Source organism: Dongia rigui, assembly GCF_034044635.1.
Taxonomy (GTDB): domain Bacteria; phylum Pseudomonadota; class Alphaproteobacteria; order Dongiales; family Dongiaceae; genus Dongia; species Dongia rigui.
In genome coordinates this window covers 295,499-312,019 of sequence record NZ_JAXCLX010000004.1, presented here as the reverse complement: position 1 = coordinate 312,019, position 16,521 = coordinate 295,499, and the positions used below count along the sequence as shown (strand labels likewise).

The following is a 16,521-nucleotide window of genomic DNA, read 5'->3' as shown; positions in this document are numbered from 1 at the left end:
ATCTAAGTTTCGTGGGACCTTAGGTCGCAGATCAGCGAATTGCGCGAACGGGTTGCGACCACTAGGATTTCGCGGTCCATAGCAAAAGTCCGGACCTCGGACAAGGCATTGCGCATTGGGCGCGCGATGTAGACCATGGATTGAGCGCGTCAGTTTTAGGGAAGTTACCTAATGAAGACCTCGGATATTGAGTTGTCGGCGACGCAAGGTTCGGCCGGCAAAGAGCAGAAATCGGGCGCTACCGCGCTGTTTGATTGGCTGCTTCCCAAGCCGAAGGGAAAGAAGAAAAAATTCAAGGCAGGTACCGCCCCGGTTGCGGCGCCGGACACCAAGACTAAGGTGAGCCAGTCCGTTGCCGATGTCCTGAACCTGTTGCGGGCCGATGGCGCTCGGCGCGTGGCGGTTCACGGTGACCACGCCTTCTACGAGGCATTCAAGGCCGCGGCAGCTGGGATCGAGGCGTTCTGGATCTCGACCGACATCGTTGGCGATCAGCCCAAGGGCGCCAAGCCCGTCAATGCAGCGACAATCAAGGCATGTGATGCCGTCGTGACGGGTGGCGCCGACGTCGGTACCAAGTTTCGTTACAGCCTGCGCCTTGCTCATGCGCACGCGCCGAAGACGCCGGTGCATTGGGTCGGGCAGAACTGGGAATTCTGCGCCGGGACGGCTGCGGTTCCCTTGGAAATCGAAGACGTCGATGCCCTGGCATTCAATCATTTCGAAGAATTCTTCGGCATCAAGGATCCGCTGCAATTTCGCTTCGAGATCATTGCCGAGGGTGAAACGCGGCGCAGCTACCTCGTTCTCGGACCAAGCGAGTCCGTCAACCTCAATCTCAAGGCGCTGATGCCGAACCGCAAGGGAGCGGTTTGCATGAAGGTTTTCGTGGCGCACCCGTTCCTGACGCGCGGGCGCCACTATCGCTTCCGCATCTGTGGTGATGTGTTCTGGAAAGACAGTTTCACGATCATCCACGGCTCCCACCAGTTCTTCAAGAACCCGAACAAGGTGCAGCCATTCCGCCTGATCGATTCCGTGGTGCGCAGCGGCGAAGTGGTCATGACCGTGCCGAACTACGATCTCGACATGGGTGCTGATGACGAAGTGAAAATCGGCGTCGGTGCCAACAAATCGGCGCTGAAGCGATCGCGCACGCGACCGGTTGAAGAAGTGCATTTCAAGCGACCCGCAGGCACGTCCAAGGAACGCAGTTATTTTGCCGCCTCCTATGCCGGTTACGGGACGTCGTTTTGGTACGCGCTGGATCAGGGTTTCTCCCAGCAGCCGGGCAAGATCGGTTCAATCGCTGCCAACCATCTTTGCCGCGTCGGCGTCGACAACCGCGATGACATCCTTTTCACGCCGGAAGAAAAGCGCATTGTCGAAACGGCAATCAATGCGGGCTTCATGATCCATCCGTGCTGCCTGCCGGTCACGTCCGTCAACGACGCGCTGGCCTTCGGGTTCAACTTCGATGCGTCGAACCCGCCGTTCGACGACTACTGGCTGCGTTTCTATGATCGCACCGGCGGCTATATCGGAGATATGCGCTATCACAAGGACTTTGTCGGTCCGGCCTATCTAGACGACGTCATGGCCAATTGGGCGCATCCGCGCAAATCTGAGGCGGTGACGGCACTGGTCTGCCCCGACCATCTCAAGATCGGTCTGGCGCCGCAACGGCTGGTCACGACCTCGGACATGGCGGTGCGCCATCGCCTGACCGGCGACCAGGATTTCACCGAGTTCCAGTCATCCTGGCGCAATGTCGGCGCGGATATTCCAACCTTGCCGCATTGGCTGCACCCGTCGATCGGCATCATGGGGCGGACGAACTTGATCGGCCGTGTCCGGACCAGGGACGGATTCCGGACGGGCGTCTATGTGGCCAATGCCAGCGGCAATCTCAATTACGACATGCCGGCCAAAGTGGAGTTGGCGGCGATCAACCATGCTGGTGAGCGGCTGAGCTACTTCTTGACGCTGCCGGCCTTCGGTTCGGAGATCGTCTGGATGGACGATGTATTGCCGACCCTGCGCCAGCATGTTGGCGCAGGCGGGATCGCAGCCCTTCAGGTGAAGTCGGCTGACGCGGATCTCACAGCGCATGTCCTCGGTCTTTCCCCGAATGGGGCCGTTGGCCTGCAGCATCTGTGGGGGTACTGAACCGGCATGGGAAAATGGGGAGGGGAGATCAGTCGGGGCCTCGCGTCCCTTTCCCTGCACATCTGGCCGTCGATCGACAACCCGGCATGGGAAAAGGCGAGGGTCGCTGAAGCGGCCCTGGGGGGCGAACTCCATGTGCAGGTTCCGGCCATGAAGATCAGGCGCAAGCTGAGTGCCAAGGCGGTCAGGCCGATCAAGGACCGGTTTCTGATCGATGGCCTTGGCACCCTGCCGTCCGATCCCATCAATGACCTCTACACCTACATGGACATGTCCGACATTGCCCGTTTCGGTGACGAGTTCACAAAAACGAGGCTTTACCAGTGGCTTAAGGCGAGCTGGGTGGCTGGACGGCCGGTCGAAGGGCGCGGCCGCGTGTTCAACTCCGAGGCGGAAATTGTGGCTTACTGCCGCGATTATCTGGATCTCTATACGTCGATGAAGCGGGATGGCTATCGCTACAGCGGCGATGATGACATCTGCCTCGGTATCGCCGCTGACGGCGAAGTGGTCCATGTCAGGCGCGGAACCCATCGCATGGCGGCGGCGCAAATACTTGAGTTGCCAAGCGTTTCGGCAAGGATTACGCATGTCGACAAAGCCTGGGCGAGGCGCTTCGTGAAGAACGGGCGCAGTAATGGCCGCGATATCCTGGGCGAAGCAATCAAGGCAGCAACGAGCTAATCCGTGCGCGACGTATTCAAGATTTTCTTCCACACCGGCTGGCGCCAACAGTTGCTGATCGTCTTTGCGCTGATGGTCTCTGGCCTGGTTGAAATCGTCGGCATTGCGACGCTGTGGCCGATCGTCGGCCTCCTCGGCGGCGAAACCCATATGAAGTCCCATGCGATCGATGAGTATGTGCGTTGGGGGCTGGCAGAACTCAATTTGCCGCTGACGATCGAAGTTCTGCTGCTGATTATTGTCGGCGCAGCAACATTGTCGTTCGTCTTTGGCACGGCTGGCTCGGTCTTTGTCGGCCGTAGCGTGGCGAATTTCGGTACCAGCGTGCGCCTGCAGCTGATCGACGCGATGGTTCATGCCAAGTGGAGCTACTTCGTTGCGCAGCCAGTGGCGCGCTATACCGCCGCGGTGAATTCCGACGCTGATCGCGCCTCCGTGGCTTTCAAGGCCTCGGCCCTGTGCCTGTCGGGGCTCATTCAAACGCTCGTGCTCATGGGCATGGCGCTGTTTGTGTCATGGCCATTCTTTTTGGGCGCCGTTGCCGTTGTCGCGGTGCTGTGGTTGGGCGTTGGTCGCTATATGCGGATGGCGAAGAAGGCCGGACGGGGAAAGTCCAAACACAATCTCGCGCTGCTGCACGCCGTCACTGATGCGCTGACGAATGTGAAGGCGCTCAAGGCGATGAACCGGCACAGCTTCATTGGCCACACCTTTGCAGTCCATGTCGAACGCCTTCGCAGGGCAACCCAAGCTGAGACATACAGCACCAGTGCCGTTCGTGCGGTGCAGGAGCCGCTGTTCACCATTCTCATCCTCGGTGGCCTGTTTATCGGCCACTCAGTGCTGGGCATGGATCTGCGTGTCATGCTGGGCTCGACCCTTCTGCTCAAGCGCGTTGCCGATTCCATCGGCACCGTCCGCTCCAATTATCAGCGGGTCGTTCTGGAGCGACCGTCATTCTGGCACCTGCAGCATCTGCTGCAGGAGGTGCGGGCCAATCGCGAGCATCTGTCTTCCGGCAAAATGCCGTCACTGCCGGCGACGATCGAGTTCAGCGATGTCGGTTTTGCATATCCTGGCAAGCAGGTTATGCGTGGGGCCAATGTGACCTTGGCCGCAGGAGAGTTGACCACGATCATCGGGCCGTCCGGTGCCGGGAAAACGACGATCGCTGATCTCGTCGCCGGTTTGCACCAGGCGACGGATGGCACGGTAAAGATCAATGGGCTGCCGCTGCAGGAAATCGATATGGCCGGGTGGCGTCGTCAGCTCGGCTACATTCCGCAGGACAGCATCCTTTTCAACGACACCATCATCAACAACATCACCCTGGGCGATCCGACCGTATCTCGTGGGCAGGTCGAAGCGGCATTGAAGGCCGCAGATGCCTGGGGCTTTGTCTCGAAACTGCCGGGCGAGATGGACTTCACCATTGGTGTCCGCGGCAGTCTGCTATCGGGTGGACAGCGGCAGCGTTTGGCGATTGCGCGCGCGTTGATCGGCGATCCGAAGCTGCTCATTCTTGATGAGGCGACCAGCGCGCTCGACAAGAAGACGGCCAAGGAAATCAGCCGTGCTGCCCGCGCATTGACCGGCAGCCGGACGATCCTTGCGATCACGCACCAGGCACTTTGGGTCCGCGCGGCTGACCGCGTCTATGAAATCCGGGATGGAAAAGTGACGACGGCCCCAGCCGGCGTTAACTGAGGCGATTGTGCCGGTGCGTTCGTCACGTCACCGCCACTGTCTTGCATAACGTTGCCCTGGTCGATGCGATAGACGCGGTCTGCCAGCTCGACCCAGGCCGGCTGATGCGTGATGGCAAGAACGGTCAGTCGGCCGCGCTGACGACCAACCGCGGCGCAGATTTCAGCTTCGGTTTCCGGGTCGAGGGCGCTGGTCGCTTCGTCAAGAATGAGGAGCGCCGGCTCTGTCACCAAGGCGCGCGCCAAGGCGATGCGTTGCCGTTGCCCGCCGGAAAGCAGCACGCCGCGATCTCCCACTGTCGTGAACAGGCCATGGGGCAGTTCGGCAACGAAACGCATGGCGCCCGCCGTTTCTAGGGCACGGATCGCATCGGCCTCGGTGATGGTCGGGTCGCCCAGGGTGACGTTGCCCAGGATCGTGTCGTTGAACAGCAGGATCTCCTGCGGCACATAGCCGACCTGGCTGCGCCAGCGGCCGATATCGATTTCCTTCAACGGCACGCCGTCGAGCGTCACGCGGCCCTGTTCCGGCTCGAACAGCCCCAGGATCAAATCGGCGATGGTCGTTTTGCCGGATCCTGACTCACCGACCAAGGTCGTGATCGTGCCGGCGGCAAGCTCGATCGAGACATTGCGCAGCACGGGCGCCCGGCCATAGGAGAAGGTCACGTTCTCTAGGCGGCAGACGCTCTTGAGGCTCGGTGTGCCGCGGCCCTTGAAGGCTTCGGCGGCCGCTTCTGTCTCGCGAAGCGTATCCATGAAAGACCAATAGCCGACTTCGGCATGGGCGGATTCACGGGCAGAGCGGTGCACTTTGGCGACCGAGCGCGTCAGGCCCAGGATGAGCAAGCCGGAGACGAGGATGCTGGCGAGGTCGAGGTGCAGCAGCCCGACGGCGACATAGGCGACCCCGGCGAGCATCATGATGATCAACAGATCCGGCAGCTGGCCGGCAAGCTGCTCCAGCAGGACCAACTCACGCAGCGACTCGCGCAACGACTTCGTCTCGTTCCGAAGCTCCTGGATGAGGGCTTCGTGGCGGTGCATCGCCTTCATCGGTTTGAAACTGACAACAACATCGTTGAGATCAGAAACAATGGTACGGCTCGTTATCAGCATGCGCCGGGCGAATGCGCGGGAGCGGCGGATGAGCAGGCGCATTGTAATCCCGACGACCACTGCCATCAGCGATCCGACAATGGCGATCTTCCAGTCGACCAGGAACACGATGACGGCAAAGATCGTGGCCTGGATCGTCGCAATGATCAGGTTCAACGAGGTCCGATAGATGGCTGAGCCCCAGTTTGCCTCGTTGGTGATGGCGCTGGCGAAGCGGCCAATCGGATTGACCGTATAATACGACCATCTTGCGGCCAGCATCGCGTCGATCATGCGCGAGCGCATCTCGGTGGCGATCTCGGCGACCAGGAACCCGACGTACCGGCTGACATTGAGCGAAATGATGGCCTTGAGGACAGCGATGGCCCCCAGCAGCAATACAAGCGCCCCCAGCGTCGCCGGGATATGAAGCAGATCAAGCGCGCTCAGAATGAAGCGCTCGGCCTTGTTGGGCTTTTCGGTCGGGTCTCCCGAGACGATGGCGAGAATCGGGAAGAGGCTGGCGACCGACAGCCCCTCGAGGACGCTTGCCGCCATGACCCCGATCATCACGGGGACCTGGCGCCACAATCCATGCTTCCGGATCACCCGGAACGCATTGGTCAAAGCGGAGGGCGTCTGCTTTGCCTCTAGGGTATGACTGAGGTCGCGATGCTCTGGAGCTGGCAATGGCTGTGCCTTTAGAATGACTTACCGACCATTACGGCGGGTATACCGGTTGTGATACATCCGTCTGGAGGTGTCAATTCCATGGGGGTGCGGCCAATGTGAATAACCCTGCAGACTTTGCGGCAAATCGGCGCATTATCAAGTGGTTCGGTTGCCGATGGCTGGGGCGCCGACTATCATCCGCGCCATGGCAGGACAGGCCCCTTTAGGCCGCCAACTGGGAGTGTCTGGTGCAATACAAGCTCTTTATCCAGTCCAACGACGAACAATACCTGGGGGCCTTGGTCGCCGGCTATGCCGCCAAGCGCAATAGCAGGCAGCCGGACGCGTTTGACGTCCAGGTCATGCATTTCAAGGACTATCCCTGGCTCCATAACCGGATCGGCCAGAAATTTTTGCGGGGCCTGGAGCACCGAGTCTGGACGGATGCGGATCTGCAATCCTTCACCCCGGTGCGTTTCACCCCGCCCAAGGACATGGGATATCAGGGGCGGGCGATCGTTATCGATCCGGACTGCTTTGCGGTCGGCGACATCATGGAACTCTTTACGCGAGACATGAAGGGCGCGGCCCTGATGTGCTGCATGCGGCCGGCGTTGAAGGAGATGCCGCCCTATCGCGCTTCCAGCGTCATGCTGCTCGAAAATGCCAAGCTGACGCATTGGGACGCCGAGCGGACCTTTGGCGAACTCTTCGAGTTCAAGAAGGATTACCTGAAATGGATCAAGCTGGAATACGAGGCGGATTCGACAGTCGGTATCCTTGAGCCGGAGTGGAATGACTTCGACCATCTGACCCCAGCCACCAAGATCCTGCACACGACCTATCGGCGGACGCAGCCCTGGAAGACCGGCTTGCCGATCGACTTCTCGATCCGGGAAAAACCGAAGAAGTCGTTTGCCGGCAACATCGTCAAGGCGATCAAGCGGGGGATCGGCGCTTCACGACCGCGGGCGGTCAAAGATGGGTTCTACCAGCCCCACCCAGATCCGAATCAGGAACGGCTGTTCTTCGGCTTGCTGAACGAGATGCTCGACAAGGGCATTGTCGACGTGGCGATGGTGGAGCGGGAGATGGCACTCAATCACGTGCGCCACGATGCGCTCGACCTGTGCCGCAAGCTGGCGGCCTGAGGCGACGTAACGTCGCTGCGGCGGGTTGTCGAATTGTCGGAAATTGCAAATCGGGTGACACTGCAACCGTTCCGATGAAATTTCCCCAAGCGTGCACAGCGCCGCTTTGAGGGCAGGAGTGGAGATAAAGTCGATGTTGGCAGCCACGGTCGAACAACGCGCGCCGCACATGCTGGAAAGCGTGCGACCTGAAGAAGTCGTAACGCAGCCTTATGCGCATTACGCGCGTCAGAATGCCGTGCCCAGCGATGTCTATCAGCAGCTGGAGGCCGAGTTCCCTGGTCTCGACACGATCCTCAACGGCCGTGCCGAGGCGGGCAGCAACGTCGCGGTTCGGCTCACGGTCAAGCAGGTGCTGGGCGATCGTCGCTTTTCACCCCTGTGGCGGGAGTTCTTCGAGTACCACACATCGGGTGACTATTGGCGCCACGTGACGCGTCTGTTCGGCAATCACCTACGCTCGGAGTTTCCCGATCTCGAGGAAAAGATCGGCCGGCGTTTCGAAGATTGGCGTGTGGTGCCGCGCGGATTTGCCGGCGAGGCGGACATCCGGCTCGATTGCCAGTTCGTCATGAACACGCCTGTGCGCCAGGTCACGAGCGTCAAGACACCCCATGTCGATCTCTGCGACAAGATCTTCTCGGCGCTGTTCTATTTTCGCGACTCGCGCGACCAGGTCAGCGGCGGCGATTTCGACATCTATCGCTGGCGACGCGAACCGCGTTTTATCAAGCACCGCTCGCTGGATCGCGATGTAGAGCTGGTAAAGACGCTCACCTATGCGCCCAATTCCTATGCCTGCTTCGTCAACTCGCCCTTGGCGATCCATGGGGTCAGCCCGCGCGGTATCACCGACATTCCGCGCCGCTACATCAACTTCATCGCCGAGCTGCCGTTCAAGGCGTTCGAGCCCAAGCAGCTCAACCGCCTGCAACAGATGTGGTATTCCAAGGAAATCAGTGCCGCCGTTCAGGACGACAAGTACTGACCAGCCAACACCCGGACTGAATGACAGCGCCGCCCTTTCGGGCGGCGCTTTTTTGTTTTCAGTCGACCTGCTTGAGGGCTGCGGCAACGTCGGTCGGGCGCCGGTTCTTGAGATGCGCGCGATCGATGACGAGGATCCAGAACGTGCGCACGCCATGATAGGCGGCTGTCAAAATTTGCCAGGCAACGATGAGGTAGAAGGCTTCGACGGCATAGCCCAACACATAACCGGCGATGAACATCGGCAGTGTGATATTGCGCCGCGCGATGAAGGTCCGCATGCGGCCGTCGAGTTTCGAATGCGTATGAAAGGCGCGTTGGAAGAAGCTCGGATAGACCTTCAGGATCAGGCGATCGATGACATAGAAGGCCATGACCAGGATCGTGGCGAGGCCCAGCGTCGATCCCCAACCCAACGTGGCGAGCCCCAGGCCATAGGCCCAGGACAGGTACCAGAAGGGCGGGTGGACCATATCGAGGCCATGATCCAGGAAGTTGCCGAGGCGTGAGTCGGTAAACGTCAGGCGCGCCAGCTTGCCATCGACGGAATCGAGCACGCTCATGCCATAGGCCATGGCGAAGCCCGTCCAGAAGGACCAAGTTTCGCCGACCGCCCAGATGGGGATGGCGCCCAGCGCCAGGATGATGCTGAAAATGGTCACCGCATTGGGGTGCACACGGGCACGCGCCAGAGGCCCCACTGAAATCCAGACGAAGGGCGGATAGACGTAGCGGGTGAAGAAGTCGGTCGACCCCTTATAGTTCGACCAGAACATGAATTTTTCGACCTTGGCGGCTTTGTCGGCCGTCTCCACCCGAAACATGTAATAGGGGATCGTGCGCCGCAGTTTGCGAATGAAGCCGTTGAATTCTTCCTGCTGGTAGGGTCGGACAACCCCGGCCGCCTGCAGCTTTGTGGCCAAGGATGGCAGGTCGGCGGCGTCGATCGTGAGGCCCGGCAGCCGATCGGCGTCCAGACGGATCATCGCGGCACGCTCGTCTTCCTTGGGGGCGAGGACGGCGACCGAAGCAGCAAGCGCCGTCAGCGAGGCATGGAGGCGCGCATCCGGCAACGTGGCGCCGTCCAGCAACAAGACCGCTTCGCCCTGGGTTTCGGCCAGAAAACGCTGCAGCCTCGCCGAGAAATCGCCCGGCACTTGTCGCCACTCGATCGCAAAGGCTTCATCCAGGCTGCTGTCGATCCGAGGTTTCTGGCCGTCGGCCCCAAGATCCACCACGATCCGGGCAGGCCGTGGCAGGGAGCGCTTGAGCGCCTGCAAATGGCGCTCGACCAGTGTCAGCCCAAAGATTTTCGGCACCCGCCCACATTGAACGGCATCGATCCAAACCAGCATTTATCGGGATTCCCAGGGAAATTTCATGCGGGCGTCATATCACGGTGCTTGCATCCGCCTCAAGCGCCCGGTCACCAAGCGATGGGTAATTAATCCTGCTTCGCACGAGCCAAGTCGCGCCACAGAGCATGAATCCGGGCAAGTGCCGCCTCGCGTTCGGCGCGCAATTTATCGAAGGCCGCCGTGAAATGGTCGGGTGCCGCCGCAGCGGTCTGTCCAAGTGGCAACGCAATGCCGAGATCGAGGAGGCGGGTTTCGACCTGATCGATGTCCCGGCGTGGCCGCGCTTTCCCGCGCCGCGTCCAGAAATCATAGAGCTTGTCCAAGGGATCGGCCGGCAGATCTGCATCCTGGCGGGCTTTCCGGCGCAGACGCCAATTGCGCGAGACGGCCGATTTCAGCCCCGGCTTGATCTTGGCAGGGACCTTCGCAAGGTGAAAGAGATAGAGCGGCTTTTGCCGGGTGGCCGCTTCGGCGACCATGGACGCGCTATCCACGGAAACCACAAAAGCGTCAGCCAATGCCAGCATGGCAGGGTACGGATTCTCGCCCTGGCGTTCATATGGCAGAAAAAGATGCCGGCCTGGCAGCGCCTTCGGCAGCCCGGATCTCAGCGCGTCGGTGACATCGTCTGGCGTGCGGGGGGAACTGGTGACAATGACGCCGCCACCATCTCCGACATGGGCCGAAAGCTCGCGAATCATGCGATCGGCATCGCCCTTGCCAAAGGCCAGCTGCGGCGTCGGTCCGCCCACCATGACCGCCGTCCACGGCCGCGGCAGGGTGGCAAAGCGGCCATGCCAGGCAGCCGCCGCTCGGCCGAGAGCCTCGGCATCGACGGAAACAAGGGGCAGGGTGATTTCAATCACATTCGCCGCCTCTGGCAAACTGTACTGAGGGGTTGTGACGACTAGGTCGAACAGACTGAGATCAACCCGTGGGCGCCCGAGATGAACATGAAGAATGCGGTTTCCGGCCTGGGCCCGGATCCAGCGCGTGACCGGCACGGACCGCCGGCCGATGGCAATAATGGCCTCAGGCCAAGGCGCCGACAGCGCATCGCTCTGCTGCAGGTCGACGCCGGTCAGCGTGGCGCCGCGGTCCTTGAAGTCGACCGGGCAGTTCTCGTCGTAGCGGATCTGCTTGATTTCGGTCGGCCAGCCGAGCGCGCGCCCCAGGGCAAGGACCTGGGCATTGTCGCCCGCCCGTTCACCCAGGATGAGCCAGGTGCGTGGCGGCGGAAGGTTGGTTTGATCGTTCATGGCGGCCGGACCTTAGCAATCGAATCGAACAGCGCCAAGGCGGCGAAAATTCTGCCCAAACGCGTGCCGACGCCCAAATCCTGTCGCAATCATCATGTATCAAATCGCTTCGTCGACGCTATAATTGATCGCTATGGATTTGCGGGACGGGCAAATCGGATCGGGGCTTCGACCATCTGACGTCGACTAGGGTCAACAGCCAAACTCGTTCATGCGGGAACATTGACATGCGCGCGCCCATCACCCGGCTCGGTTTCCTTCTTTTCCTCGTCCTTCAATTCCTCGTCCCACAATCCGCCAAGGCCCTCGATCTCACCGACATCGCGAAAGAGGCCGCGACCTATCGCGCCGAGATCATCGCGGCAGCGAAGGGCGAGGATCCGCGCCGCATCGACGTCTTGATTCAGCAATCGAAATCCGAGGCGGATGCGCGCCGTTTCAAGGAGGCTGCCGCCCTGCGGGCGCGGGCGATCGGGCTTGGCGATGAAAGCTACGACAGCTGGTTCACGCTGGCCAACCTGCTGGATGGTGCAGGCGAAAAGCGCAAGTCGGCACTCGCGGCCTACCGGGCCTTTGTCGAGACCGATCAGTATGAGTTGCAGGCTTCCTCCATGAACATGGTGGCCAAGCAATTCGACAATCTCGATGAAAAGCGCCTGGCGCTTGCGGCCTACGAACAGGCGCAGCGGTATTATTATGACGAGCAGGCAGCCAACCGCGCGGAGCAGATCCGGCAGATGCTCGCCTTTTCGCTGACCACGACCAAGCTCAATACCGACGGCGAGACGCCCGAGGCCTGCCTTGAGTTCCGCGGCGATCTGGCGACGCCGGACGTTGTCAAATACGAGGACTATGTCCGCGTCGAACCGGAAGTGAAGGCAACCTATCGCGTTGCCGGCTCACAGCTCTGCGTCGGCAATCTCGCCTTCGGCCAGTCGTACAAGATTACGGTACTGAAGGGCCTGCCGGCACTTGACGAGCAGAAGCTCAGCGAGAATGAAGAATGGGCGTTTGCGGTCGGCGACCGTGCGCCGAGTGTCGGCTTCCGCAATCAGGCTTATGTGCTGCCCAAGATCGGCAGCACGGGCGTGCCCCTGATCACGGTCAATGTCGACAAGGCCAAGTTACGGCTGATGCGCATCAACGATCGCAACCTTGTCAACGAACTCTATGACGGCCGCTTCCTCAACAACCTCGAGGAATATGACCGCGAAAGCATCGCCGACAAATCCGGTGAAGAGATTTGGATCGGCGAAATGGATATTGCCAACGACCGCAACAAGCGGGTTGTCACGGCGTTTCCGATCGATGAGGTCGTACCGGATACCAAGCCAGGCATCTACATCCTGATGGCCCACAATGCGGCCGATGAGGACAGTCAGGACGATTATTCATGGCGCTGGCAACCGCAGGCGACGCAATGGCTGGTCGTGTCCGATGTCGGCCTCACCGCCTTCAGCGGGACAGATGGTCTTGATGTTCAGGCGCGGTCGCTCGAAACCGGCCGACCGATGCATCGGCTGGAACTGCGCCTCATCGCCCGCAACAACGAGGTGTTGGGGAAGGTCCTCACCGATACCGCCGGCATGGCGCATTTCGATCCGGGCCTTTTGCGGGGTGCCGGTGGCCGCACGGCCACGGCGGTGATGGCCTTCCGCCGCGACGGCGATTTCAGCTTTCTCGATATCAGCGGCCCGGCCTTTGACCTTTCCGACCGCGGCGTCGGCGGTCGCACCATGCCGCAGGACATCGACATCTTTTTCTATACCGACCGGGGTGTTTACCGACCTGGCGAAACGGCGCATGTGATGGCACTATCGCGTGATCCGGCCGCTGTTGCGCTGAAGGACCAGAAGCTCACCTTCCGGCTCCTGCGGCCAGACGGTATCGAAGCCAAGCGCTATGTCGATGTGGCGGATACAGGCGGTGGCTACAGCGTCGATGTCGACCTGCCGAGTTCGGCTCGCACCGGTCCCTGGACGCTTGAGGCCTATCTCGATCCCGAAGGGGACGCACTCGCCAGCACCCAGTTCCTGGTCGAGGACGTCGTGCCGGCGCGCATTGAAGCCAAGCTGACGGCGGCTGCCGACGTGTTGACGCCGCCGGCGCCGCTGCCGGTGCAGATTGACGCCAAGTATCTCTATGGTGCGCCGGCCGCTAACTTGCCGGTGAAGAGCGAAGTGGTGATCGCGGCCGACCCCAATCCGTTCCCGGACCAGCCGGGTTACCGCTTCGGCCTGGCAGACGAAAAGGTCGAGGCCGAGCGCCTCACCTATGACGACACCGCCACCGATGATCAGGGCCATCTCGAACTGGATATGTCTTTCGACACGGTACCGGACGCGCAAGTGCCGCTGGCGGCGACCTTGCGGGTCGAGGTCTATGAATTCGGCGGTCGTCCGGTCATTGAGACGTTGACCAAGTCGATCCGCGACAAAGAACTTTATCTCGGCATCAAGCCGCTGTTTGCCGACGACCAGACCCAGCAGGGATCGCAAGCGGAGTTCGAGGTACTTGCCGTGGGTCGTGACGGCAAGACCAGGGCGCAGTCGAATCTTTCCTATCGCCTGGTGCGCGAGGACTGGGATTACGTTTGGTACTACCGCGAAAATCGCTGGGACTATGACTACATCGTCCGCGATGCGGAATCCTCAACCGGGACTGTGAGCGTGGCGGCTGACCAGCCGGCCAAGCTCAGTCTGCAGGTGGATTGGGGCCGCTATCGCCTTGAAGTGTTCGATCCAGCAACGGGTACTGCCAGTTCGGTTCGCTTCTACGCCGGCTGGTGGTCCGCGCCCGGTACCGGCGGCACGCCCGACAAGATGCAGGTCGTTGCAGACCAGGACCTTTACCAGGCTGGCGACAAGGCGGAACTGCGCCTCAGCGCGCCCTTTGCCGGCGAGGCGCAGGTGACGATTGCGACCGACCACGTCATCGACAGCTTCAGTGTCTCCGTGCCCAAGGACGGCAAGACGATCAGCATTCCCGTCGACAAGAAATGGGGTGCCGGCGCCTATGTGCTGGTCAATGCCTATCGTGCCGGCAAGGGGAACGAGCATGGTCCCGGCCGTGCGATTGGCCTGACCTGGCTCGCCATTGATCCGAAGCCGCGGACGCTGCAGGTATCGATGACGGTGCCAGACACGATGAAGCCGCGCCAATCGGTCGAGATACCGGTCGCCGTCGCCAATCTTGCTGGCAAGGCGGCCTATGTCACGCTGGCTGCGGTGGATGAAGGCATCCTTCAGCTCACTGATTTTGCGACACCCGATCCGATCGACCACTATTTCGGCAAGCGGCGCCTCGGCGTCGAAATTCGCGATCTTTACGGTCAGCTGATCGACGGCAAGGAAGGCAAGCGCGGCACTATCCGCAGTGGTGGTGATGGCGAAGGCCTTGCCAAGCGCGGCGCGCCGAAGGAGATCAAACTGGTCGCCCTGTTCTCAGGAATCGTCCAGCTTGATGCCGAAGGCAAGGCCACGATCAAGTTCGAAGTCCCCGATTACAACGGCCGCCTGCGTTTGATGGCGGTCGCATGGGACGACCAGAACACGGGTGCTGCCGAGGCCCCGCTGATCGTGCGTGATCCCGTGGTGGCGCTTGCCTCCGCGGCGCGTTTTCTCGCCCCGGGCGACAGCAGCAATGTGTCGCTCTCCATCCAGAACGTCGAGGGGGCTGCGGGCATCTATCAGGTCGACCTGACGGCGACCGACAATCTGCGCCTCATTGGGGAAACCCATTTGGAGATCGAGCTGGCCAAGGGCGCCAGCCACGATTGGCGCACAGGCATCCAGGGCCTCGCCGTCGGCGAGGGGCATGTGACCATGACCATGAAGGGGCCGGACGGCTTCGCGCTCACCCGCGAGATCAACCTGCCGGTCCGGCCTGGCCAGGCGGCGATCAGCCAGACGCTGACGCAGCGACTGATGCCGGGTGCCCCGCTCAAGATCTCGGCCAATGCAATGGCCGATTTCCTGCCCGAGACGTCGGACTTGAGACTCTCTTTCAGCCCGCATCCCAATCTCGATGTGCAGAGCGTGCTGGCTAATCTCTATCACTACCCCTATGGCTGCCTTGAGCAGACCACGAGCGTCGCCTTCCCGTTGCTGTTCACCAATGAGGTGGCGGATATCTGGAGCCTGGAGAACAAATACGCCAAGAGCGACCCCAAGGAAGTGCAGGGCGCCATCGGCCGTATCCTGGAACGCCAGCGCCCCGACGGCCTGTTCGGCCTGTGGACCAGCTTCAGCCCGCCCGAAAACTGGTTATCTGCTTTCGCCATGGACTTTCTGACCCAGGCGCGGGCGCGTGGCTATGAGGTCTCGGATATTGCCTACCGTCACGGCCTCGACGGGCTGCGCTATGTGGCGACCGACTTCAATAACGACAGTGCAGACAACCTCGCTGCGCGTGCCTATGCCGTCTATGTGCTGGCGAAGGCCAAGGAGGCAAAGCTTAGCGACCTTCGCTACCTTGCTGACAATTACCTCGACCGGTTGCCAAGCGGTCTCGCCTTGGCCCAGTTGGGTGCGGCACTGGCCCTGAACGGTGATGTCGCCCGGGCCAATGCCGCCTTCGACGCAGCTCTCCTTGCCGCCAATCGGGCGCGACGGCATCTGATGGATTACGGTTCCGACCTGCGCGATATCGCAGCCATCGTCACGTTGCTTTCCGAAGCCAAGCTGCCGGGGCGCGACCCCACGACCTACCTGGATACATTGGCGGCACTGCAAGCCGGCCGTGGCTATCTGAGCACCCAGGAGGAGGTTTGGATCCTGATGGCGGCGAAGGCGACCACCTCAACAGCACAGCCGGAAGTCAGCATTGATCGCGATGCCCAGGCAGCGGTCAAGCAGACGAAGCCCTATTATCTGCACCTGGCATCGCAAGAACTTGGCGCGGGTTCGGTGTTCACCAACACGGGCAAGGAGCCGGTCTATGCCAAGGCGACGGTGGCCGGCGTGCCGATTGCCGATTTGCCGCCCGAGCAAAGCGGGTTTGAGATCAACCGTGTCTTCTATACCCTGACCGGCGAACCGGTGGATTTGAAGAACGTCCGCCAGAACGACGTTCTGGTCGCGGTGATCAGCGGCAGGATCAAGGCCGACGAGCAGCGCCGCGCCATGGTGGTCGATTTGCTGCCAGCGGGGTTCGAGATCGAAAACGAGCGGCTGACCGACACACGGCGAACCGGCGATCTCTCCTGGTTGCCGACTCTGACGTCGTTGAACTACAGCGAGTTCCTGGATGACCGGTATATCGGCGCCTTGGACGTCTATGTCGGCAACGACAGCGGCAATTTCAACATTGCCTATATGGTGCGCGCGGTAACGCCCGGCACCTACACCGTCCCGGCAGTTCAGGTCGAAGACATGTATGCACCGGAAGTCCGGGCGCGCGGCGGTCGCGACGCCCTGACCGTGGCGCCGTACTGATT

9 protein-coding genes are annotated in these 16,521 nt (G+C 61.1%); 6 read left to right on the top strand and 3 right to left on the bottom strand.

The genetic code is table 11. From position 1 onward, the window contains the following. The first annotated feature begins 171 nt into the window (after positions 1-171). From SMD31_RS20270 to SMD31_RS20260, 3 genes are all read left to right on the top strand, one after another. The gene (locus SMD31_RS20270; RefSeq protein ID WP_320502756.1) at positions 172-2,169 is read left to right on the top strand and encodes a hypothetical protein; all 1,998 of its coding nucleotides are present in this window, start codon (positions 172-174) and stop codon (positions 2,167-2,169) included. Between the two features lie 150 nt (positions 2,170-2,319). Beyond that, on the top strand, positions 2,320-2,853 hold the full coding sequence (locus tag SMD31_RS20265) for a hypothetical protein (protein WP_320502755.1): 534 nt from the start codon (positions 2,320-2,322) through the stop codon (positions 2,851-2,853). Between the two features lie 3 nt (positions 2,854-2,856). Continuing rightward, positions 2,857-4,560, top strand: coding sequence for an ABC transporter ATP-binding protein (locus SMD31_RS20260; protein WP_320502754.1), 1,704 nt, complete (start codon positions 2,857-2,859; stop codon positions 4,558-4,560). Here SMD31_RS20260 and SMD31_RS20255 read toward each other — a convergent pair. Continuing rightward, positions 4,509-6,215, bottom strand: coding sequence for an ABC transporter ATP-binding protein (locus SMD31_RS20255; RefSeq protein WP_320502753.1), 1,707 nt, complete (start codon positions 6,213-6,215; stop codon positions 4,509-4,511). The genes SMD31_RS20260 and SMD31_RS20255 overlap by 52 nt on opposite strands. Before the next feature lie 362 nt (positions 6,216-6,577). Here SMD31_RS20255 and SMD31_RS20250 point away from each other — a divergent pair, with 362 nt between their 5' ends. Then, a complete protein-coding gene (locus SMD31_RS20250) occupies positions 6,578-7,480 on the top strand; it encodes a glycosyltransferase family protein (RefSeq protein WP_320502752.1) in 903 nt (300 codons plus the stop codon). Between the two features lie 133 nt (positions 7,481-7,613). Beyond that, positions 7,614-8,468, top strand: coding sequence for a hypothetical protein (locus SMD31_RS20245; protein ID WP_320502751.1), 855 nt, complete (start codon positions 7,614-7,616; stop codon positions 8,466-8,468). A 58-nt stretch (positions 8,469-8,526) separates the two neighbouring features. Here the strand turns inward: SMD31_RS20245 and SMD31_RS20240 are convergent, their stop codons facing one another. Both SMD31_RS20240 and SMD31_RS20235 read right to left on the bottom strand, forming a co-directional pair. After that, positions 8,527-9,822 (bottom strand): CDP-alcohol phosphatidyltransferase family protein, encoded by a 1,296-nt coding sequence (locus SMD31_RS20240; protein ID WP_320502750.1) that lies wholly within the window; start codon positions 9,820-9,822, stop codon positions 8,527-8,529. 89 nt (positions 9,823-9,911) lie between these two features. Further along, a complete protein-coding gene (locus SMD31_RS20235) occupies positions 9,912-11,084 on the bottom strand; it encodes a mitochondrial fission ELM1 family protein (RefSeq protein ID WP_320502749.1) in 1,173 nt (390 codons plus the stop codon). Positions 11,085-11,311: 227 nt separating this feature from the next. Between SMD31_RS20235 and SMD31_RS20230 the strand changes: the two genes are divergently transcribed. After that, complete coding sequence (locus SMD31_RS20230; protein WP_320502748.1) at positions 11,312-16,519, top strand: alpha-2-macroglobulin family protein; 5,208 nt, start codon at positions 11,312-11,314, stop codon at positions 16,517-16,519. Positions 16,520-16,521 lie beyond the last annotated feature (2 nt).